The organism is Acinetobacter sp. CY05 (assembly GCF_059515805.1).
In genome coordinates this window covers 1-22,451 of the sequence record NZ_JCAKMW010000009.1, presented here as the reverse complement: position 1 = coordinate 22,451, position 22,451 = coordinate 1, and the positions used below count along the sequence as shown (strand labels likewise).

Annotated in this window: 19 protein-coding genes; 16 read left to right on the top strand and 3 right to left on the bottom strand. The window is 40.6% G+C overall.

The genetic code is table 11. From position 1 onward, the window contains the following. Positions 1–20: 20 nt before the first annotated feature. From AC5YCD_RS08140 to AC5YCD_RS08130, 3 genes are read right to left on the bottom strand one after another with little or no spacing between them, the layout of a single operon-like run. Positions 21–1,166 carry a ThiF family adenylyltransferase gene (locus AC5YCD_RS08140; RefSeq protein WP_496129557.1) on the bottom strand — a complete coding sequence of 382 codons (1,146 nt, stop codon included), beginning with the start codon at positions 1,164–1,166 and terminating at the stop codon, positions 21–23. Positions 1,167–1,188: 22 nt separating this feature from the next. Beyond that, positions 1,189–2,175, bottom strand: a complete 987-nt coding sequence (locus AC5YCD_RS08135) for an ABC transporter substrate-binding protein (protein WP_496129556.1) — start codon at positions 2,173–2,175, stop codon at positions 1,189–1,191. A gap of 3 nt (positions 2,176–2,178) precedes the next feature. Next, positions 2,179–2,766 carry an ANTAR domain-containing response regulator gene (locus AC5YCD_RS08130; RefSeq protein ID WP_496129555.1) on the bottom strand — a complete coding sequence of 196 codons (588 nt, stop codon included), beginning with the start codon at positions 2,764–2,766 and terminating at the stop codon, positions 2,179–2,181. A 392-nt stretch (positions 2,767–3,158) separates the two neighbouring features. Between AC5YCD_RS08130 and AC5YCD_RS08125 the strand changes: the two genes are divergently transcribed. The 16 genes from AC5YCD_RS08125 (at position 3,159) to AC5YCD_RS08050 (ending at position 22,028) form a co-directional block, all read left to right on the top strand. Next, positions 3,159–4,535 carry an MFS transporter gene (locus AC5YCD_RS08125; protein ID WP_496129554.1) on the top strand — a complete coding sequence of 459 codons (1,377 nt, stop codon included), beginning with the start codon at positions 3,159–3,161 and terminating at the stop codon, positions 4,533–4,535. 25 nt (positions 4,536–4,560) lie between these two features. Then, positions 4,561–7,107, top strand: coding sequence for a nitrite reductase large subunit NirB (gene nirB, locus AC5YCD_RS08120; RefSeq protein ID WP_496129553.1), 2,547 nt, complete (start codon positions 4,561–4,563; stop codon positions 7,105–7,107). Positions 7,108–7,131: 24 nt separating this feature from the next. Beyond that, complete coding sequence (gene nirD, locus AC5YCD_RS08115; RefSeq protein ID WP_496129552.1) at positions 7,132–8,742, top strand: nitrite reductase small subunit NirD; 1,611 nt, start codon at positions 7,132–7,134, stop codon at positions 8,740–8,742. A 183-nt stretch (positions 8,743–8,925) separates the two neighbouring features. After that, positions 8,926–11,712, top strand: a complete 2,787-nt coding sequence (locus AC5YCD_RS08110; protein ID WP_496129551.1) for a molybdopterin-dependent oxidoreductase — start codon at positions 8,926–8,928, stop codon at positions 11,710–11,712. Then, entirely contained in the window at positions 11,699–12,349 is a 651-nt protein-coding gene (locus AC5YCD_RS08105; protein ID WP_496129550.1) for an NTP transferase domain-containing protein, read from the top strand. The genes AC5YCD_RS08110 and AC5YCD_RS08105 overlap by 14 nt, the downstream gene beginning before the upstream one ends. Positions 12,350–12,436: 87 nt before the next feature. Beyond that, positions 12,437–13,462, top strand: a complete 1,026-nt coding sequence (gene moaA / locus AC5YCD_RS08100) for a GTP 3',8-cyclase MoaA (RefSeq protein ID WP_496129549.1) — start codon at positions 12,437–12,439, stop codon at positions 13,460–13,462. Positions 13,463–13,464: 2 nt separating this feature from the next. Then, complete coding sequence (locus AC5YCD_RS08095; protein ID WP_496129548.1) at positions 13,465–13,713, top strand: MoaD/ThiS family protein; 249 nt, start codon at positions 13,465–13,467, stop codon at positions 13,711–13,713. Positions 13,714–13,715: 2 nt separating this feature from the next. Next, positions 13,716–14,219 carry a molybdenum cofactor biosynthesis protein MoaE gene (locus tag AC5YCD_RS08090; protein ID WP_496129547.1) on the top strand — a complete coding sequence of 168 codons (504 nt, stop codon included), beginning with the start codon at positions 13,716–13,718 and terminating at the stop codon, positions 14,217–14,219. Between the two features lie 52 nt (positions 14,220–14,271). Next, positions 14,272–15,195: a bifunctional molybdenum cofactor biosynthesis protein MoaC/MoaB gene (gene moaCB, locus AC5YCD_RS08085; protein ID WP_122902144.1), complete on the top strand. Its 924-nt coding sequence runs from the start codon at positions 14,272–14,274 to the stop codon at positions 15,193–15,195. Then, the gene (locus AC5YCD_RS08080; RefSeq protein WP_496129546.1) at positions 15,192–16,451 is read left to right on the top strand and encodes a molybdopterin molybdotransferase MoeA; all 1,260 of its coding nucleotides are present in this window, start codon (positions 15,192–15,194) and stop codon (positions 16,449–16,451) included. Before moaCB ends, AC5YCD_RS08080 begins: the two co-directional genes overlap by 4 nt. Before the next feature lie 13 nt (positions 16,452–16,464). Further along, the gene (gene modA / locus AC5YCD_RS08075) at positions 16,465–17,253 is read left to right on the top strand and encodes a molybdate ABC transporter substrate-binding protein (protein WP_496129545.1); all 789 of its coding nucleotides are present in this window, start codon (positions 16,465–16,467) and stop codon (positions 17,251–17,253) included. Then, a complete protein-coding gene (modB, locus tag AC5YCD_RS08070) occupies positions 17,240–17,932 on the top strand; it encodes a molybdate ABC transporter permease subunit (RefSeq protein ID WP_496129544.1) in 693 nt (230 codons plus the stop codon). The genes modA and modB overlap by 14 nt, the downstream gene beginning before the upstream one ends. Continuing rightward, on the top strand, positions 17,925–18,566 hold the full coding sequence (locus AC5YCD_RS08065; protein ID WP_496129543.1) for an ATP-binding cassette domain-containing protein: 642 nt from the start codon (positions 17,925–17,927) through the stop codon (positions 18,564–18,566). The genes modB and AC5YCD_RS08065 overlap by 8 nt, the downstream gene beginning before the upstream one ends. Positions 18,567–18,578: 12 nt before the next feature. Next, the gene (cysG, locus tag AC5YCD_RS08060) at positions 18,579–19,982 is read left to right on the top strand and encodes a siroheme synthase CysG (RefSeq protein ID WP_168402379.1); all 1,404 of its coding nucleotides are present in this window, start codon (positions 18,579–18,581) and stop codon (positions 19,980–19,982) included. A gap of 214 nt (positions 19,983–20,196) precedes the next feature. After that, positions 20,197–21,396: a multidrug effflux MFS transporter gene (locus AC5YCD_RS08055; protein WP_496129542.1), complete on the top strand. Its 1,200-nt coding sequence runs from the start codon at positions 20,197–20,199 to the stop codon at positions 21,394–21,396. Positions 21,397–21,440: 44 nt separating this feature from the next. After that, positions 21,441–22,028, top strand: a complete 588-nt coding sequence (locus AC5YCD_RS08050; protein ID WP_496129541.1) for a TetR/AcrR family transcriptional regulator — start codon at positions 21,441–21,443, stop codon at positions 22,026–22,028. Positions 22,029–22,451: the final 423 nt, after the last annotated feature.

The window sequence follows — 22,451 nt, the reverse complement described above, 5'->3', positions numbered from 1 at the left end:
GGATGTCAAAGAAACTTTTTTCAATGATTTAAAGTAGTATAGTGTGCTACTACACTGCTACCACCAATACCAAAAGAATATCCCTCGTCTAGATAGCCAAACAGACCATCTTTAAGCATGTAAATTGGGTGATTAGGGAAAATTGAACGAAAGTATTCCAATTGGTTGATCGAGCGTTTACCTGTGGTGCAATAAAGTACGATTGGGTGTATGTCCGTATGTATCAAAGCGTCGGAATCAATATCATGGATAAATGTAGCTGCTGTAAATGCAAGTTCATCATATTCATCTTGTTCACGAATATCGATCAAATAAAATGTTCGTGCTTCTATAAGCCATGTTTTAAGCGTACACGCTGTAATTTGGTTTGCAATATTTATATTTTGGCAAACACCAGATTGTTGAAGTATTGGGTGTTGGCGTTGAATTTCTGAGTGAATATCTATATTTATTGATCTTAGTTTATTTCCTAACACATCAAATAAATACAGTTTATTTTCAGGCTCATTTATATTTAAGATTAACTTTAGCGCCTCGGCTGCTTGATATGTACCCAGTATCCCGGGTAGTACGCCTAATACACCTGCTGTATTGCATGACATAACCAAATGATCAGGGGGTTGAGTAGGAAAGATATGTCTTAAGTTTGCACTCTTATGGAATTCTTTATTTTTAAACACTGCAAGTTGGCCAGCAAACTGATCAATTGATGCATAAATTAATGGCTTATGAAGTTGCTGACATAGATCATTGAGTAAATATTTAGAACTAAAGTTGTCAGTTGCATCCACAATAACGTCATATTGTTTGAGGATATGAGCACAATCAGCATTAAAATAAATCGGGTATTTCTCTATTTGGATAAAGGGGTTCGATGATTGTAGTTTTTCAGCTGCGCAATCCACTTTTAGTCTGCCTAGATCAGCATATTGGAATAAACTTTGTCGATGTAAATTACTTAGACTAATAATATCATTATCCAATAAGCCAATATGGCCGACACCAGCTGATGCTAAGTACATAAGCGCTGGACAACCTAAGCCACCTACGCCTATCACTAAAACACTCGCTTGTTTTAATTTAAGTTGTCCAGATATACCTATCTGCTTTAAACGAATCTGGCGAGAATAATATCTGAGTTCTTCTATACTTAATTGATGATTCATAAAGGTTTAAACAGTCCCAAATCTAAACTCGATAGATACAGTTTTTGGCAATATTGGCTAATTCAGAATCAATGACATGAAGGTGATCCCATCTCTTCATTTTCTGTATGATCCATTCAAAGTCGGTAGTTTGTGGTTTTTGAGGGTTGCTAAAATCTTGTATGATTTTCATAATTCTATGGAATGCCTGAACATGAATATCTGCAGAGCATTGGAAACGGATGATTTCATAAACTTTTAATAACTCCCAAATTTCATCAAAAAAAGCAGGATTTTTTAAATCTTGCTGTGCCTTTTCAATCGCTTTGGTTAAAGCTTGCAATGTATGTGGATGCTGTAGTGCCCAATCTGCTGTAAATGCAACAACCTTATCTGGGATGGTTGGAATAATGTCTTTACTACTTAAAATAATTCGACTAAAGCCTTCAATTTCTGCTTGGGTATTCCAAGGTTCACCTACACAAAAACCATCAATCAAATGTGATGAAATTGCTTCAACCATATAGGGTGGCGGCAAGCTTGAAAAGCGATACTGGGCTGCAATATTTTCATCGGACAAAGCGAGCCATTCTCTTAAAATATAATGATGGATCGATTGTTTAAATATATGAGCAAGATGAATATCTTGACCCTGTTGAATGGCATGCATTAATTTCTGTGAGGATTGTAACGGAGTATCATGAATACTCAGGTTCAAGTGATGACACAGCTTTTGACTTAAACTGATGAAAGCACGATTGTGACTTAAAGCCAGTGATGTCTGTAAAGGAATACCCAGATGGTCTTCACCAGTTGCAGCCGCTGGGAGCATGGCAGATAAGCAGTGAGCAGCATCCAATAGGCCAAATGCTAGGCGATCTCTTAAACTTGCCCAAGAGGGTTCTTTAACCAAAGTGACATGAAGACCTTGCTCTGCAAAATACCCCTGATGTGATGCCCAGAGTAATGCGATGCAATCTAAAAGAGGAATATAACCCAATTGGATATCTGTTTTCTCAAGCATGCTCATGTTTTATTCCTTTGCTGATGATTGTAAAAGTTCTTGAGCATCAAGTAGGCGTCTTGACATCTCACCCATACTCATACGGTGGCTCATCGCATTTTTTCGGAGTAGTTGAAAGGCATCATTTTCACAAAGATGGTGAATATTCATTAACAATACTTTGGCTCGTTCTATATCTTTGCGGTCTGCAAGCTTGTTTTTAGTTTCTTCTAAATCACACAATAGTTTTTTATGTTTTTTAAATTGTTGAATGGAAATATCCAAAATACTATTTAATTTTGAAGGGTCAATACCATCTACAATATAAGCGGTCACGCCAGCATCGATGGCATTCTTAATGGTGTCTCTATGGCTATTTTTGGTAAATAGCACCGTTGGTAAATCAAATTGACTCACACAACTTTCAATAATATCTCGCTGTGGATGATCCATATCTAACAAAATCACATCAGCATTTAATTTTTCTAAACGAAGTAAATTAATGGTTTTAACACTGATACATGCGACGACTTCAAAGCCATGTTCGGTCAAAGACTTTTCAATATATTGCGCACGTTCTAGGTGGTCATCTATCAGTGCTATTTTAATGTTAGACATATTAAAGTTCGTCAAAGCAAGATTCGAAAATTAAAAATTAAAGCAATGACTAGCAAGTTTAATGCCACAAACTGATGAAAAAGAAAGTCGTTTAAACCACCTTTTTGCACTACAAAAATGCAAAATCGTTGTGAGGCGCACAGTAATCATTCACGGCGTCCATATTCAATGAGCATCTTTAAGAAAAATAAAAATAACGGCCTATAGAAAAGAAGAGGATATGCAATGATTTTGATATTTTTTAAATGTGGCATATAGCTTGCATTCATTATTCTAGTCAAAGAAGACGACCAATATTTTTAAGACGGCCAACGACGTCCGTTCTGATCGATTCTGCCTATAGCCATGCTGTATGCAGAAGACTATAACCGTTCAGTTCTAGGAGTGTGGCTATGTCTACAAATTTGAATGTGAATAAAGCAACAAAAATAAGCCTTTTTAATTTTAAAACTGCTGCAATGCGTGCATTCCACATGAGTTGGTTAGCATTCTTTGTGTGTTTTTTTGCATGGTTTGCCTGTGCACCACTCATGCCTGTTATTGCAGGTGAGTTTAATCTGACCAAAGATCAAATTGCCAATATTAATATTGCTGCTGTAGCGATTACAATTTTGGTGCGCTTAATTGTCGGGCCATTGTGTGATAAATACGGCCCTCGTAAAACTTATACCGCACTTCTTCTTTTAGGCAGTATTCCTGTATTTGGTGTTGCTGCATCAAATAGCTACGAAAGCTTTCTCTTTTTCCGTCTACTGATTGGTGCCATTGGTGCCAGTTTCGTGATCACTCAATATCATACCAGTATTATGTTTGCCTCGAATGTTGTGGGGACCGCAAATGCCACAACAGCAGGTTGGGGCAATGCAGGTGGGGGTGCAACCCAAGCATTAATGCCTTTGTTACTCGGTGCCCTAGTCATGTTTGGCGTTGAGCAAGCCATGGGATGGCGTTTGGCATTATTGGTCCCTGGCCTGATGATGGTGATTGTAGGAATCATGTATTGGAAACTTACCCAAGACTGCCCACAAGGTAACTTTAAAGCGCTCCGTGAAAATGGTGTCAGTGTTGGCAGTGATAAAAAAGGTGGCACCGCAATTTTAATGGCGGCGGCACGTAACTACCGTGTATGGATTTTATTTGGTGCTTACGCAGCTTGCTTTGGCATCGAAATTTTCATGCATAACATCATTGCGATGTATTACGTTGAACATTTTCAATTTGGTTTAAAAGAAGCCGGATTGGCAGCAGGTATCTTTGGCTTACTTGCATTATTTGCGCGTGCACTTGGCGGTATTTTTTCAGACAAAGTTGCGATTTCAAAAGGGCTAGATGGTCGAACTAAAGTATTGTTTGGCCTGATTTTGCTAGAAGGCATTTTCTTAATTGCTTTTGCAAAAGTAGATAGTGTGATGCTGGCTATTTTAGTCATGACAATTTTTGCCTTATTCACCCATATGGCATGTGGCGCAACCTATGCTTTAGTGCCTTTCATCGATCGTGATTCTCTAGGTGGTGTGGCAGGAATTATTGGGGCAGGCGGTAATGTTGGCGCAGTCGCAGCAGGTTTTCTGCTCAAAGGTATGCTGGATATTCAAACCACGTTCATGATTTTAGGTGTGCTGGTTGTCATTGCAGCGGCATTTGTTTTACTCATTCGTTTCTCCTTAGAACATAAAGAAAAAGAGCAACGTTTATACGAACAAGCGATGCAACAACGTTTGCTCTCTGATGCTGCACATGCCCGTACAGACATTGAAGCCAAAGCCTAATCATCATATTGAAGAGAATAAGACAATGAAATTAATCATGATTGGCCATGGTATGGTTGGCCATAAATTTATCGAATCTGTACTTGAAACTGCGAACGATAATATTGAAATCACAGTTTTAGCAGAAGAGCCACGTTTAGCATATGACCGTGTGCATTTGACTGAATACTTCAGTGGAAAATCGGTCAAAGATTTAACCTTATGTCGCGCAGATTTTGCAGATGCCTATGGCATTGATCTACGTTTAAATACCAAAGCAACCCATGTTGATCGTGTCAACAAAACTGTAACGACAAGCCAAGGGGAGATCATCAGCTACGACAAGTTGGTGCTTGCGACGGGTTCTTATGCTTTTGTTCCGCCGATTGCGGGCAATGATCGTGAAAACTGTTTTGTCTATCGCACCATTGACGATCTAGATGCTCTTAAAAAAGCCAGCTTAAACGCAAAAACTGGTGTAGTTATCGGTGGTGGCTTACTGGGTTTAGAGGCAGCCAAAGCCCTACGTGATTTAAATTTAAACACCCATGTGGTGGAATTTGCCCCACGTTTGATGGCTGTACAAATTGATGATCTAGGTGGAAAAGTTCTAAAAACCAAAATTGAAGATTTAGGTGTAAAAGTACATACCCAAAAGGCAACGTCTTCCATTGAACCAGGCACATCCGCCCAGCATGTGATGAAGTTTGCGGATGGCTCTGAATTAGAAACAGATATTATTTTATTTAGTGCAGGTATTCGACCACGGGATGAACTCGCACGCCAAAGTGGTCTTGCCCTAGGTGAACGTGGCGGGATCGTCATTAATGATTACTGCCAAACCTCTGATGTAGATGTCTACGCTATTGGTGAGTGTGCACTTTGGAATAACAAAATTTTTGGTTTAGTTGCACCCGGTTATGACATGGCACGTATTGCTGCCAAGCATGTGATGGATCAAGTGTGTACTCAATTTAAAGGTGCAGACATGAGCACTAAACTCAAATTGATGGGCGTAGATGTGGCATCAGTCGGTGATGCACATGCCATGACACCAAATGCGTTAAGTTACTTCTATGCCGATGAAGTGGCACAAGTCTATAAAAAGATTGTGGTCAATTCGGATAAGACCACATTATTGGGTGCGGTGTTGGTGGGTTGTGCCAAAGAATATAATGATTTACTGCAAATGATGCTCAATGGCTTAGCATTACCTGAGCAACCTGAAAGTTTAATTATGCCGGGCTTTGAACAAGCCACAGGTAAATCAGGCGGTACAGGGGTAGATTTATTGCCTGACAGTGCCACCATTTGTTCATGTAATAACGTCTCTAAATCCGATATCTGTTCTGCCATTGCAGAGGGTTCAACCTCACTTGGTGCAATAAAGAAGTGTACTCAAGCTGCCACTGCATGTGGAGGTTGTACGCCACTCGTTACGCAAGTTTTAAAATCTGAATTACAACGCCAAGGGGTGACGGTCAATAATCACCTGTGTGAGCATTTTGCCTATTCTCGCCAAGAGTTATATCACTTGGTGCGTGTGGGGGAAATCAAAACGTTTGACGATTTGATTACCCAACATGGTCATGGTTTAGGCTGTGATATTTGTAAGCCAACAGTGGCGAATATCTTGGCCTCATGCTGGAACGATTTTGTTCTCAAACCTAGTCATGCTGGTCTGCAAGATAGTAATGACTATTACCTTGGTAACATCCAAAAAGATGGGACTTATTCTGTCGTGCCACGTATGGCAGGCGGTGAAGTCACGCCTGATGGCTTAATTGCGATTGGTCAAATTGCCAAAGAATATGGACTATATACCAAGCTCACAGGTGGGCAACGTGTCGATATGTTTGGTGCACAAGTGCATCAACTGCCTGAGATTTGGACCAAATTGATTGAAGCAGGTTTTGAATCAGGCCATGCCTATGGTAAATCACTGCGCACAGTAAAATCATGTGTGGGCAGTACTTGGTGCCGTTATGGTGTTGATGATTCCGTGGGCTTAGCCATCTTCTTAGAAAATCGTTATAAGGGTTTACGTTCTCCGCATAAAACCAAAATGGCTGTTTCAGGTTGTACCCGTGAATGTGCCGAAGCTCAAAGTAAAGATGTCGGTGTGATTGCCACCGAAAAAGGTTGGAATCTATATGTCTGCGGTAATGGTGGTATGAAACCACGTCATGCTGAATTACTGGCTGCTGATCTTGATACCCAAACCTTGATTAAATATATCGATCGTTTCTTTATGTTCTACATTCAAACTGCAGATCGTCTACAACGTACATCGGTCTGGCGTGACAACTTAGAAGGTGGTCTAGATTATCTTAAAGACGTGATTGTGCATGATTCTTTAGGCATCGCAGAAGAGTTAGAGCGTCGTATGAGCCATGTGATTGGTACCTATCAAGATGAATGGCGTACCGCAGTCGAAGATCCTGAAGTTCGTAAACGTTTTGTCACTTTCGTTAATGCTAAAGCTGAAGCACAGCATGATCCACATGTTCAATTTGCTGAAGTGCGTGGACAGATTCGTCCAAAAACCAAAGCAGAACGCGACATCAGCCGTATCCCTGTGGTTGAAGCCTAAAACAACAACAAAAGGAGAAATAATATGACGATTTTACAAGATATGAATGAACTGAACTGGGTCGATGTTTGCGCTTTAGATGACATTACGCCAAATACCGGTGTCTGCGCACTGATTGAAAATCAACAGATTGCCATCTTCCGTGTAGGCAATGAAAAGCGGGTCTATGCCTTAAGTAATCAAGACCCATTTAGCCAAGCCTTTGTCATGTCACGTGGCATCGTTGGTGATTTGCAAGGTGAACGTGTGGTGGCCTCACCAATTTATAAACAACACTTTAGTTTGGCCACAGGACGTTGTTTAGAAGATAAAGACCAAAAGCTGTTGGTTTTCCCAAGCAAAATTGTGGAGAGGCGTATTTTAATCAGTCCAACCCCACAAAAAACCTATATCACAAATACAGGCGTTTCTCAGGAAAAAATGAAATTGGTGTTGGTCGGTAATGGCTTAGCAGGCATGCGCTGTTTGGAAGATTTACTGGATATGGCACCCGATCGTTATGAAATTACCGTCATTGGTGAAGAACCTTGGGGTAATTACAATCGCATCATGTTATCCCCAGTGTTATCAGGTGAAAAAACCATTGCAGATATTATGCTTCATCCACATGCATGGTATCAGGACAAAGAGATTCGTTTTATTGCAGGTGATCCTGCGATTAGGATTGATCGTCCACGTAAGCAGATCTATACGCAAAAAGGTGAGCTGATTGATTACGATAGATTGATTTTGGCCACAGGTTCTAAGCCATTTATACCCCCGGTCAAAGGAGCAGATTTAAAAGGTGTCGTGAGTTTTCGAGATATTAATGACGTCAATAACATGCTGGATTACTGTAAAACTAAAAATAATGCTGTGGTGATTGGCGGCGGTTTACTGGGTTTAGAAGCAGCTTATGGTTTAAAACAACAAGGAATGACGGTCACGGTTTTACATTTAACTGATCGAATTATGGATCGTCAGTTGGATGCCAAAGCCAGCCAGATGCTCAAAACCGCCATAGAGCAAAAAGGTATTCACATTATCACGCAAGCCAATACTGAAGCCTTAATGGGTTTAGATGGGCATGTTACGCATGTTCGCTTAACGGATGGCACAGTATTGGATGCCGATCTTGTGGTCTTTGCCGTCGGGATTCGCCCCAATATGGCACTCGCCCAAAGTGCAGGGTTGCGTTGCAACCGCGGTGTATTGGTGAATGACACCATGCAGACCTATGACCCGAGTATTTATGCTGTAGGTGAATGTATCGAACATCGTGGGCAAACCTTTGGGTTGGTCGAGCCACTCTGGGGACAAGCCTTTATCTGCGCCTCACATTTAGCCGAGCACGGTAGTCTGACCTTTAAGGCACCGACTGTACCGACGCAGCTTAAAGTCAGTGGTTGTGATGTCTTCTCAGCCGGTAACTTTGAACCTGAAGATGATTATGAAGACATCATTTTGAATGATGAAAAACGTCAAATCTATAAGCGGATCATTATTCAGAACGATAAAGTGATTGGTACGGTATTGTTTGGTGATACTGAAGACGGCGCATGGTATGCCGAACTCATTACAGATAAAACACCAATCTCAGCAATTCGTAGCAAATTGCTCTTTGGTAAGGATTTTGCCTTAAAGCAAGCCAGTTAATAACGCTGTTCCTAAAATATTGCTTTCCAATTTTATAGTAAGAGAAAAAGTAGCACTTCCAAGATCACAGAGACAGTGAGATTCCCTCCTTTTTTAAAGGAGGGTTAGGGAGGATTACAGAATACAGAGATTAAATTTTTTAAGATCCATTCAATATATTCAATAAAAAGGGGCACAGTCGCAATGAATAGTATTCCTGTAATGCAACTGCATTGCTCTGAAGAACATAGCGTAAAGATAACGGATACCACATGTCCATACTGTGGCGTGGGTTGTGGCGTGACAGCCACCGTGCAACATACAAATTTAGGACAACAGGTGAGTGTCATTGGTGATGCTAAACACCCGGCCAACCAAGGCAAATTATGTGTCAAAGGCAGTAATTTAGCCGATACTCTAGGCTTGGAAACTCGGCTGTTACAGCCGCAAATTGGACGGGATAATGCACGCCAAATTGTGTCTTGGGATCAAGCGACCACCACCATTGCAGAAAAGTTCGCACAATGTATTCAGGATCATGGTGCGGACAGCGTGGCATTTTATGTATCAGGTCAGTTATTAACCGAAGACTATTATGTGGTGAATAAATTTGTTAAAGGCTATCTCGGGACTGCAAATATTGATACCAACTCTCGTCTTTGTATGTCCTCTGCGGTTGCTGCCCATAAGCGTGCGTTTGGTGAAGATTTAGTCCCCGCCAGTTATGAAGATTTTGAACACACTGATCTGGTGGTATTGGTCGGTTCAAATACCGCATGGTGTCATCCCGTACTCTATCAGCGCATTATGCAGGCCAAAGAACACAGGGATCTATTTGTGGTGGTGATTGATCCTCGCTTTACTGCAACCTGTGAAGCAGCCGATCTCCATCTACCCATTTTACCCGGTCAAGACGTCAGCCTCTTTAATGGACTTTTACAATATCTTCACCAACATGGAAAAGTTGATCAAGACTTTATCTCTGCACATACCCAAGGCTTAAACAGCGCTTTAGAGGCAAGTTTGGCAGAAAGATCGCTTGAAGCTGTTGCTGTTAAAACAGGAATTTCTGTAGATAAATTAGAGCTGTTTTTTGAAAAATTTGCCAAGACTGAGAAAGTCATGACTTTATTCTCGATGGGGGTGAATCAATCATCACGTGGGGTAGATAAAGCCAACAGTATTATTAATTGTCATTTACTCACTGGGAAAATTGGTAAACCTGGTTCAGCCCCTTTTTCTATAACCGGACAACCCAATGCCATGGGTGGGCGTGAAGTGGGTGGCCTGGCCAATATGTTGGCATCACATATGGATTTAGATCACCCTATCCATCAGCATCTAGTACAGGAATTTTGGCAGAGTCCTACGATTGCCAATAAAGCAGGCTTAAAAGCGGTGGATTTATTTGAGGCGATTGAAGCAGGCAAGATTAAAGCGGTGTGGATTATGGCCACTAATCCTGTGGTCAGTTTGCCCAATGCCGATCAAGTCAAACGTGCCTTAGAAAAATGTGAGTTGGTGGTGGTATCTGATATTTGCCAACACACTGATACCACTGCGTATGCTGATATCTTATTACCCGCACTTGGTTGGGGAGAAAAAGACGGCACAGTGACAAATTCTGAACGGCGGATTTCACGCCAACGTGCATTTTTGCATCCACCTGAACAGGCGAAATCTGATTGGTGGGCGATTGCACAAGTCGCTAAAAAAATGGGCTTTAGCGGTTTTGACTTTCAAAATAGCCATGAAATCTTTTTAGAACATGCGCGGCTTTCTGCTTATCACAATCAAAGTGTAGAGGCTCGGCAAAATACAGCTACTTTTCGCTATTTTAATTTAGAAGGATTGGCGAATTTATCTGAACAGGCTTATCAAGATTTAGCACCCATTCAATGGCCTGTACTCAAAAGTAATTCAAAACAACATGTAGAGCGATTATTCACGCAAGGTCAATTTAGTCATGTAGATGGTAAAGCCAAATTTATTGCTACACAGGCCATTGACCCTGTCCATCAAGTCAGCATGGATTATCCTTTAATTTTAAACACCGGCCGTATTCGTGACCAATGGCATACCATGAGCCGTACAGGTCTATCTGCCAATTTAAGTCACCATAAAGCTGAACCATATTGCGAAATCCATCCTCAAGATGCGCTCAAGTATGGTGTAAAAGACCTTGAATTAATACAAGTTTCATCAAAATGGGGCAGATGTGTATTACGGGTGAATGTGAGTGATAAGGTGCGGCGTGGGCAAATCTTTGCGCCGATTCATTGGACAGCGCAAACGGCATCGGACGCTCGTATTGGTAAAGTGGTCAACCCTGTGGTAGATGCCATTTCAGGTGAACCAGAATTTAAACATACCCCTGTGATGGTACAACCGTTTTACACCCGTTGGCAGGGGGTATGCTATGTCCGAGATGAGTTTTTAAATAGCGTTAACGGCGCTATTGAAGCCTTAACATGGTGGACAAAAATTAAAATGGCCAAAGCCGTGCGCTATGAAATCGCAGGACGTGAAAGCTTGGCAGAAACCACTGAGCATTTAAAACAATTATTACCTTTTCAAGAAGAAAGCTTTGAATGGCTTAATTTATCTGACCTCAGTGCACAGATGAGTCATACAGTGGTGTTGAAAGATGGTCAGCTGATTGCAAGCTTATATATCGCACCTCAAGCTTTATTACCTGATCGAGACTGGGTAGCTCGTCTATTTAAACGAGAGCGTCTAAGTGCCATGCACCGTAAAGCCTTGTTGGCAGGTCAAGCGATGTCGATCAACAATAACGATGGGCCATTGGTATGCAGCTGTTTTAAAGTGGGTAAACAAAAAATCATGCGAACAATTCGGGAACACAATATTGATCACGAAAAACAAGTGACAGCATACTTAAAAGCGGGCGGAAATTGTGGGTCATGTTTACCTGAAATTCGTGGCTTGATCAAAGCATGTCAAATGGAGACTGAATATGAATCCTCATAAGATCCTCAACTTACCTGCAACGGATCTGGTCATTTTGGCAGGTGGACAAGCGCGCAGAATGAACGGTTTAAACAAGTTATTACAAACATTTGATGAGGAGATTCAACTCATTAAAATTTATAACACCTTACAATCACAGGTGAATCAGGTGTGGATCAATAGTCATCGTGATCATGCGCTTTATACGCAATTGATGCCGACGGTTCAATGTTTCCAAGATGATCATACGGGCTTTCAAGGCCCACTCATGGGAATGAAAACTGCGTGGTCAAAGCTACAGAGTGACTTCGTTTTATTTGTACCTTGTGATGTCACTTTTATTCCTGAAGATGTATTAGAAAAATTACATCAGACATTAACGCAAAATCTTTTAAGTGATGTGGCGGTTGTTAACATCAATGGACAAGCCCTCTATCCATTTTGTCTCATGCGCCGCACCGCTGTCCCTATTTTAGAGCAACATCTTGCATTAAATCAGCGCAGTCTAAAAACTTGCTTTCAAGATTTAGCCCATAGTGAGCTTGTATTTGAAAACAATATGCTCATTTTTCACAGCATCAACAGTTTGGATGAACTGCAACAGCATCGACAAATTAAAAAATTACTAGATTCTCAGCTAATCTTAAAAAATGCGTAAAAGTGGAACAATTATTGCAGTTTGATCTGAAGTTAAATAGGGCATTTTTTTTGAATTGCATTCAAAAGATGCAAGGGATTAAGTCACATGACAAGCTTAAATGTATTACAACAGTTGAATATATTTAAAGATCAATTTGGTCGAGAAAAGCGAAAACTGCGCATATCAGTGACTGATCGCTGTAATTTTAAATGTGTCTACTGTATGCCTGAACATCCCAAATGGATGGCGAAGCATCAGTTGTTAAGTTTTGAAGAGCTTTACCAGTTTTGTGACTTTATGGTGCAGCGTGGCATTGAACATATCCGCATTACTGGGGGCGAACCCCTGATGCGCCAAGGTGTTGTCCATTTTATTGCACAATTACAAAGTTTAAAGAAAAAAGGCCTGAAAAAAGTTTCTATGACGACCAATGGCCATTACTTAAAACAATATGTCAAAGGTCTAAAACAAGCGGGTTTAGACGATATCAATATCAGTTTAGATAGCTTAGATCAGGATCAATTTTTTCAGTTGACACAGCGCCAGCTTGAGCCGGTATTACAAGGTATTCACGCGGCCAAAGAGGCTGGTCTTAAAATTAAAATTAATACCGTTTTAATCAAAAACCTCAATGAAAACCAAATCATTCCCTTAGTGCAGTGGTCTATCCAACATGATGTACAGCTACGATTTATAGAATACATGCCGCTTGATGGGGATGGACAATGGTCGCATGCGGATGTGGTTTCAGAACAAGAAATTTTAGCCATATTGTCTCAATTTTTCGTAGTCAATGAGGATATAAAACAAGGTTCAAATCCTGCGAGACAGTATTTTATTCAACAACATCCAATAGGTATTATTTCTACCATTAGTCATTCATTTTGTAAGCAATGTGATCGGCTGAGACTCAATGCACAAGGCGAATTCTTTAACTGTCTTTTCGCAAAAAATGGCCTCAATATAAAAAGCGATATTCAACAATTAGTAACGCATCCAAAAAAGGCACAACACAGATTAGATGCACAACTAGGACACTATATTTGGCATAAAGAACGGGGCTACCACGCCATACAAGCGCAGCCTATCAGCTCAAATCGAAAAATTAGTATGTACCAAATTGGAGGTTAAAAATGACACTGACGATAAACATTGAATCCTTTGGTGCAATCAGTCGATATTTACCTGATGCATTTTCAATAGAGCATCCAGAAAACTGTTTGGTTTCAGAGGTCTTAATCGACGTTCTAAAACAATATCCCGCAGCTGAGCATTTACTGCCGTACTGTGCTTGTGCAGTAGGTGAAGACATCATCCCTAGAAATACACGATTACAGCAAGATACGACGCTTGTACTTTTATCACCTGTTGCGGGAGGTTAAACATGTTAAAAGATTTCTCTCGCATTCAAGAGCACAATTTAGATCAGCAGATCTTTGATCATATTAAACATTTTCCTGAATGTGGTGGTATAGGCATTTTTGTAGGAACAGTACGTAATCATCATCAAGGTAGAGCGGTTAAAGCTTTGAAATATACAGCGTATCAACCCGTTGCTGAGAAAATGATTCGCCAAATCGAACAAGAGATCCAACAGCAATATGGTGTTGCGTATGTCCGTGTGGTCCACCGTATTGGTGCGCTAGATATTGGAGGGGTTGCCATTATTGCCATGGCATACGCTGCCCATCGGCGAGAAGCTTTTCAAGCTTGTGAGGCGGCTGTCGAGAGAGTCAAGCATGAGGTTCCTGTATGGAAAGAGGAATTTTATGCAGATGGAAGTAGCCAATTTGTTGAGGGCTGTTGTATTCGTAAAGACCAAGATTCTATGTCAAATCGGGCAAAAGCAATAGACGTGCATCAGCATGCTCATGCATGTCAGCATTAAATAATAACCCAAAGCATTAAAAAGAATTTTTAGCGTATTTAGGACCAATACAATGAAAAATGTGGGCATGAAAGCAGAAAGTTATCGTACTGCCATTGCAACAGGAATTTTACATGCACCAGCACATTGTATCGAATTGCTGAGAACAGGAAATACAGAGAAAGGTGATGCGTTAAAGACAGCACGTATTGCCGGTATTTTAGCAGCGAAACGTACAGATGAATTAATTCCGCTGTGCCATCCATTACCCATTTATCGAGCAGATGTTGAATATGAACTGCATGAGCGACATGTAGAAATCATTGCAACGGTAGAAACCATTGGGCCGACAGGCGTAGAAATGGAAGCCCTGACGGCAGTCAGCCTAGCGGGCTTAACCTTATACGATATGTTAAAGCCACACTGTGAGCCTGAAGATCTGTGCTTAGATCAATGCAAACTACAGAAAAAGAAAGGTGGAAAATCTCATTTTACACGTAGCTTAAAAGACAGTTTGCCTGCTGTTGTGTTGGTATTATCTGATACGGTTGCAGCCGGCAAGAAGCCTGATACCGCAGGGCAAAATGTTTTAGAGATCTTAGAGGAAGCGAATTTTAGCAATAATCACTATCAAGTCATTGCAGATGATCCTGAACAGTTATTGGCTTTAATCCATCAGTTTAAAAATCAATATCCTTTGATCTTGACTGTCGGTGGCACGGGCTTAGGCCCCAAAGATTTAACTGTAGAAACACTGCAGCCGCTCTTAGAGCGTGAAATTCCCGGCCTGATGGAGGCCTCTCGTAGTTTTGGACAACGCCGCACGCCTTACGCGGCCTTAAGTCGTGGTGTTGCAGGTTATATTGAAACCAGTTTGGTCATTACACTACCTGGTAGTCGACAAGGGGCAAAAGAATCATTGACGGCTATTTTACCTGCACTGGTACATTTGTTTGATGTACAGAAGAATATTCCGCATGCAGGAGGCTATCAATGAACCAAGTGCTCAAGCATGCGATGTGTGGGGCTGAACCCGGCTTAATCTCAGTGGATCAGGCTTTATCCTACATTCAACAACAGAGCCCGCGATTAAAAACAGAACGTATTCCTTTAAAAGCTGCTTTAAATCGTTATTTAGCACAGGACCTATATTCACACATTCATCTGCCACTATTTGCACAGAGTGCTGTAGATGGTTATGCAATCTGTGCTGAAGCAGATCAATTGATAGCAGAAAATACAGATTTTGAAGTGGTTGGTGAATGCCGTGCAGGTGAAGTGTCATCCATCTCACTCTTGCCCAGACAGGCCATTCGCATTTTTACCGGCGCAGCAATTCCTGAAAATACGACCACTGTGGCACGCCAAGAAATTGTGCAGTTGCAGCATACGCCTCACCGGATTCAATTGACTCAAACGCTAAAGCTGCATGCTGATATTCGAGACATGGGGGAAGAGTTGGCAAAGGGTGAGCGTTTGGCACACACCGGGCAACATTTGAATGTGGGTGCTATTGCTGCACTGAGTATGGCAGGGGTAGACACGGTGTCTGTTTATACCCAGCCCAAGATTGCTGTGGTCATTACAGGTGATGAAGTTGCTCAAACCGTTGAGGACTTTGAGTCAGGCAAGATATTTGATGCCAATGGCCCTTTAATTCAGACCTGGTTTCAGCAACAGCATCTCCACGCAGACATCATGTATGTCTCTGATGGGGAGCAGGCAGTTTTTGAATTGTTTGATCGTTTAAAAGATCAATATGATTTAGTGATCACCACAGGTGGCGTCTCAGTGGGTGATTATGATTTTGTCCGCCCAGTTGCGTTAGCGCTTGGCTTTGAACAGATATTTTGGAAGGTGAAACAAAAACCTGGAAAGCCGATGCTGTTTGCAAAGTACACACGTCAAGACCATAGTCAATGTCTGCTGCTTGGCTTACCTGGTAATCCTGCTGCAGTGTACGTAGGTATGTATATCTATGTGTCTACACTCTTATACAGTTTGCAAGGACGACCGCAACCTTTGCCTTGGTTTAGTGCTGTATCGACTACAGCCCTGAAAAAGGATGCTCGTGATCGCTTTTTAAGAATGTCCGCATATTTTGAACATGGAGTATTAAAGCTGTCGAATTTATCTAAGCAGCAATCTCATATGCTTTCAAACTTAATGCAAGCAAATTGTTTGGTGCGTATTCCAGCAGATCAAACGATAGAAGCGGGGCAGATTTTACACGGCATATTGATACAACCTTAAGATGGATGCTGATATGTGGATCAAAAAGATAAGTTTCATCTTGTTGATGGGTGGGAGTGCAAATACGGTGTCTGCTGACACCATTAAAATCTATGCCGCAGCAAGTTTAACCAATGCTTTAGATGAGATTGTGCGACTCTATCAGGTCCAAAAACCCGAACATCGCATTGTACCTGTGATTGCTGCCTCCTCTGCTTTAGCGAGACAAATTGAAGCAGGTGCTTCGAGTGATCTTTTTTTCTCAGCAGATCTAGACTGGATGAACTATCTGGTGCATAAACAGAAAATTCATGCCAATCAAGTTCTTTCGGTTCTAAATAATCAACTGGTTGTCATCGCTCCTCAGCATCTTCAGGCAGATCTCAAAGCACACAAAGATTTTAAATTTTCTCAATCTTTTAAAGGTTATTTGTGTACAGGGCACATGGCGTCCGTTCCTGTTGGCAAATATGCAAAGCAAAGTTTAACGCATTTCAATTGGCTTAATAGTTTACAGGGGCGAATTGTAGGCACAGATCATGTTCGCTCTGCATTAGCATTTGTAGAAAGAGGCGAATGCGAGCGAGGTATTGTCTATAAAACGGATGCTTTACTGAGTAAAAAAGTGAACATTATTGGCAGTTTTCCCGCTCACTCACATCGCCCGATTGAATATCCCTTAGCATTGACTCTACAAGGGCAAAAAAATAAGGCAGCACTGAATTTTAGAAACTTTATTGTGCATGATGTCCAAGCCAAGCAAATTTTCAAAAAATATGGATTTCAAATAAAGGGGGAGACTTCTCGATATGTTAAGCCCTGAAGAGCTGAGTGCAATTTACCTCTCTGCAAAGGTGGCAAGTATTTCGACCTTATTATGTTTACCTTTTGCCGTTGCCTTGGCTTGGTTGCTGGCGCGTTATGAGTTTAAAGCTAAATTTATCATTGAAGCCTTATTACAGATGCCCATGGTGTTACCCCCTGTGGTTTTAGGTTACCTATTACTGGTCACGTTTGGGCAACAAGGGCTCGTGGGGCAATATTTAAGTCAATGGGGCATTTCATTGGTTTTTAATTGGAAAGGTGCTGTACTTGCAGCCATGCTGGTCTCTTTTCCGCTGATCGTTCAACCTATTCGCTTGTCTTTTCAAATGTTAAATCAGCAGCTTGAACAGATTGCAGCATCTTTAGGCTCAAGTCCAAGAAAAGTTTTTTTAAGCATCAGTTTACCTTTAGCACTACCCGGTATTTTGATGGGGAGTATTTTAGGGTTTAGTCGTAGTCTGGGCGAGTTTGGTGCAACGATTACTTTTGTTGGAAATATTCCGAGTGAGACGCAAACCATTCCGATTGCGATTTATGCATTATTACAACAGCCTAATGGTGATGCTTTGGCTATGCGCTTGGTGGCTTTATCGTTGCTATTGGCTTTTAGTGCATTAATTGCCAACTACTTCATTTTGCAAAAATACCAAAAGCGATTGGGAGGACAAAATGCTTAATTGTCACTTTCAATATCAACAGCAGGATTTTCTATTAAGTGTACAGCTTGAAATGCAGCATCAAGTGCTGGGCATTGTGGGGCCGTCGGGCTGTGGAAAAAGTACATTTTTGAAAAATATTGTTGGCTTATGCAATCCATTACACGGCTCTATCCAACTTAATCAACAAATAATTTTTGATTCTAAACAATCGCTTTCCTTGCCTACGTATCAGAGAAATATTGCGCTGATTTTTCAGCAAGCATTACTGTTTCCACATCTTAATGTCATGCAAAATCTTAAATATGCGCAAAGGTGGTCTGGGAAAAAACACAACACCATAGAATGGGATCAAGTTGTACAACTTTTAGAATTACCAGCATTACTTAAGCGAAAAGCACATCAGCTCTCAGGTGGTGAAGCACAGCGTGTATCTATTGGGCGTGCCTTATTATCGTCTCCTCAATTGTTGCTCTTAGATGAACCCCTCACCGGTTTAGACCAGCGTCTAAGGCAGCAAATTTTAGCTTTCTTAAAAAATGTCAAAGATGAAACAGGTTTGCCCATGATTTATGTAACACACCATATTGAAGAGCTACAGTACCTTCAAGCGGACATTATAAAAATTGACCAAGGCAAAATTCATAATATTTAACACGAGAGAACAATGGACTTTTTCCCGATTTCTTTAAAACTACAGCAACAAACATGTCTCATTGTTGGCGGTGGGCAAGTTGCGTATCGCAAAGCACAGTTACTGATTCAAGCCGGTGCCCGCGTGACAGTGATCGCACCTGATATTGATGCTGAATTGAATAAACTCTTACAAGTCAACCACGGACGCTATATTGCGACCACATTTAATGAAGCCATTGAGCAAGGATTAAATTTAACCACGTATAGATTAGTGATTACAGCGACCAATGATACTCATATCAATCAACATGTTTATCACTGCTGTGAAGCATTAAATATTTTGGTGAATACAGTAGACGAGACCCAACATTGCCGTTTCATGGTACCTGCAATTGTTGATCGTTCTCCACTCATGATTTCTATTGCAACAAATGGTACTTCTCCTATACTTGCTAGACAACTACGTACTCAGCTAGAAAGCACCATTCCACAATCGCTTGGGAAACTTGCCGCTTTTTCAGGAAAATGGCGTAAAACAGTTAAAGAAAAAATCACCCAACCTGAGCAGCGTCGTATTTTTTGGGAAAATTTATATGAGAGTTCTTTTAAGGACAATGTACTAAATGACCATCTAGATCTTGCAGAACAACATCTGAGAAATGCCCTAAATGAATGGCAGATACCCAAAGGTGAGGTCTATTTGGTGGGTGCTGGACCTGGGGATCCTGAGTTATTGACCTTAAAAGCATTACGTTTAATGCAACAAGCTGATGTCATTGTTTATGATCGTTTAGTCTCAGACCCTATCCTCAATTTATGTCGCCGTGATGCCCAAAAGGTTTATGTCGGTAAGGCACGTTCACATCATGTTGTCCCTCAAGAAAGTATTAATACCCTGTTGGTTAAATATGCTCAACAAGGCAAGAGAGTATGTCGTTTAAAAGGCGGCGATCCATTTATTTTTGGTCGTGGCGGGGAAGAAATACAAGAATTATGTGAAGCAGGAATTAAATTTCAAGTTGTTCCTGGAATTACAGCTGCTTCTGGTTGCTCAGCTTATGCTGGAATTCCATTAACACATCGTGATTATGCACAAAGTGTTCGCTTCTTAACAGGTCATCTGAAGGAGGGGTCTCCTGAGTTGCCATGGCAAGAACTTGTATATGAAAACCAAACATTGGTGCTGTATATGGGTTTAGTGGGCTTAGAAATGATTTGTAAAAAACTTATTGCACATGGTCAACGACCAGATATGCCAGTCGCACTTATTTCTAAAGGAACGACACCAGAACAGAAAGTAGTTGTAGGTACATTATCAGGAATTAGCCAGCAAGTTTCACTACATGAGATTCAAGCACCAACTTTAACCATCATTGGCGAAGTGGTTAAGTTAAGAGAACAATTGAATTGGCAACAATTGGGTGGTTCATCATGAAGTATGAGATTGCTCACATGCTATTTAAGCTTTAAATGGCTTAAAAGATAAGTGAGCAGATGATACACCTAAGTAGATCCATGAGGCCTCTAAAGTGTGTGACTTATAGTAAGTAAATTTACCTCAAGATTGAACATGGTTTAAATCAAGGGGCTTGATCAAATGATATTAATCCTATATAAACTACCGATCGGTAGTTAGTTAAATTTAAGTTATGAAAAATTCTGTAGGGTTAAAGCTCACGATTTCCCTCGCTATTATTGTTGCATTAGGTCCGGCAGCAATTGATATGTATTTAGCGTCTATGCCGAATATGGCTCAGGATCTCAACACCTCTTATGCTTCTACACAAATTACGTTAACCGTATTTTTGATTTTTATGGGGGTCGGGCAACTGTTTTTTGGCCCCTTATCTGATGCAATTGGACGTAAAATTCCGCTATTACTCGGTCTTGTGACTTATATTGTTGCATCTATTTGGGCTGCTTGTGCTTTAAACCTAGAAAGCCTTATTTTTGCACGCGCCCTTCAAGGTATTGGTGCATCAATGGCCATTGTGGTTGTTATGAGCATGGTTCGAGATATCACCGAAGGGGCTGTAGCTGCACAATTGTATGCCTTATTAAATACTATTGTTGCATTGGGCCCTATTGTAGCACCTGCTATAGGTGGCGTAATTGGAGCACACTACGGGTGGCGTGGCGTGATGGTTGCTTTAGGTCTTCTGGGAATAATGGTTTTTGTTAATACCTTATTTACATTGAAAGAAAGCTTAGCAGTCAAAGATCGTATTACGCTCGACTTTAGATCCATTATCCAAAATTATTGGAGTATTGTTAAAAATAAGACGTTTAGTTTTAATTTGCTTGCTTTGTCAGCGGTTTATTTTTTCTTATTTTCTTATATTGGTGGGTCGTCTTTTGTTTATCAAACCGAATATGGTCTAAGTAGTGAACAATTTGGTTTAGTGTTTGGTTTAACCAGTATTAGTCTCATATTAGGTGCGTCATCCTCTGCTTATTTTGTAAAAAAAATGGATATTACACGTTTAGCAATGATCGGGGCCCTAGTCATGATGATAGGCAGCATGACATGTATCACGATGTATATGTTGAATATGGGTTTAATTGGTATTGTATCTGGAATTGCATTAGGGTTATTTGGACTTGGGGTATTAGAAGCGACGCTCATGGCCATTGCAATGGATTCACAGCAAACAGCTCTAGGCTTCTGTGCAGCTTTATTAGGCGCCATCCCGATGCTTCTTTCTTCAGTCGCAACGCCTATTGCAGGTCAACTTGTTGAAGTTGATACCCTATATTGGTTAGTCTTACTGAGTGCAATTGGTCCACTCATTTTATTTTTAGTTTTTATGAGTGCTCGTGGTGCGTCTGTAAAAGCATTTACTCATTAAACTTTTCCTTTACTCATTAAACTTTTCCTTAGGATTTTCCCCTCGTGAATAAAGTACGCTCTCAATCTAAACAACGTATTATTGATGTCGCTTTTGAGCATTTTGTATTAAGTGGCTACGAGGGGGCCTCTTTAAGTGCAATTGCCGAGACTGTTGGAATTCGAAAAGCATCAATTTATACACATTTTAAAAGTAAAGATGCTCTATTCTCTGAACTTTTACAGGACTCACTTGAGATTGAGTGTGAACATATCAGCAAATGTTTTCATATGTTTTCAGATGGAAAATTACCTGGTGAAACTTATTTTCATGAAGTTAAGCCACGTTATGAAAGCGCTATTACTTATCAATTTTTGACCCGTATGGCATATGTTCCACCTAGCCATTTAATTGAACAAGTCACCTCTGTGTATGAGCTTTATATTGCAAAAATCATTCAGTTATATCAGGAAGATTTCTGCAAAATTATGCCTAACTCTGAAGATCTAGAGATGTATACAGATGCTTATTTAGGCATATTAGATAGTTTAAGTGTAGAACTTTTATATGATGGTCGTATGTATGAGAGACGTCTGCAGGCCATGCTGCATTTATACAGACAAAGTATTCAAAAAATTCTGGAATGTGATTAAGGAATATTTTATTCGAACAAAAATGGGGTATAGGAAGTGCCTCTATTAGAATGCGTTCAACGTATTTATGTATTTTTTTAATCTTATTTAACTCCTTTGCATTTGAGAAAAAAGCATGGCGTATCTAAGTTGAAAAAACAAGTAAATTAGTTGAAGTATGGTTAAAGCGATGGTGATATGGATGCCGAGCTATTCGTGCCTAGAGCAGTAAATTTAGCACAAAGTGCAGACATATCTTGGATGATTGGGATTTTATTTGAGCAGCAGACAGGCCAGATCAAACGACTTATAGTGCCAGATGTGGGATGTTGTTCGTGCCCATTATCTGCAAACCTCTGGGGGTTTGGTAAATAATATCTATCTTACCTTACTATGCAGATAGCTTAAAATATTCTGTATATATCTGGGTGTTTAGCTATCTAT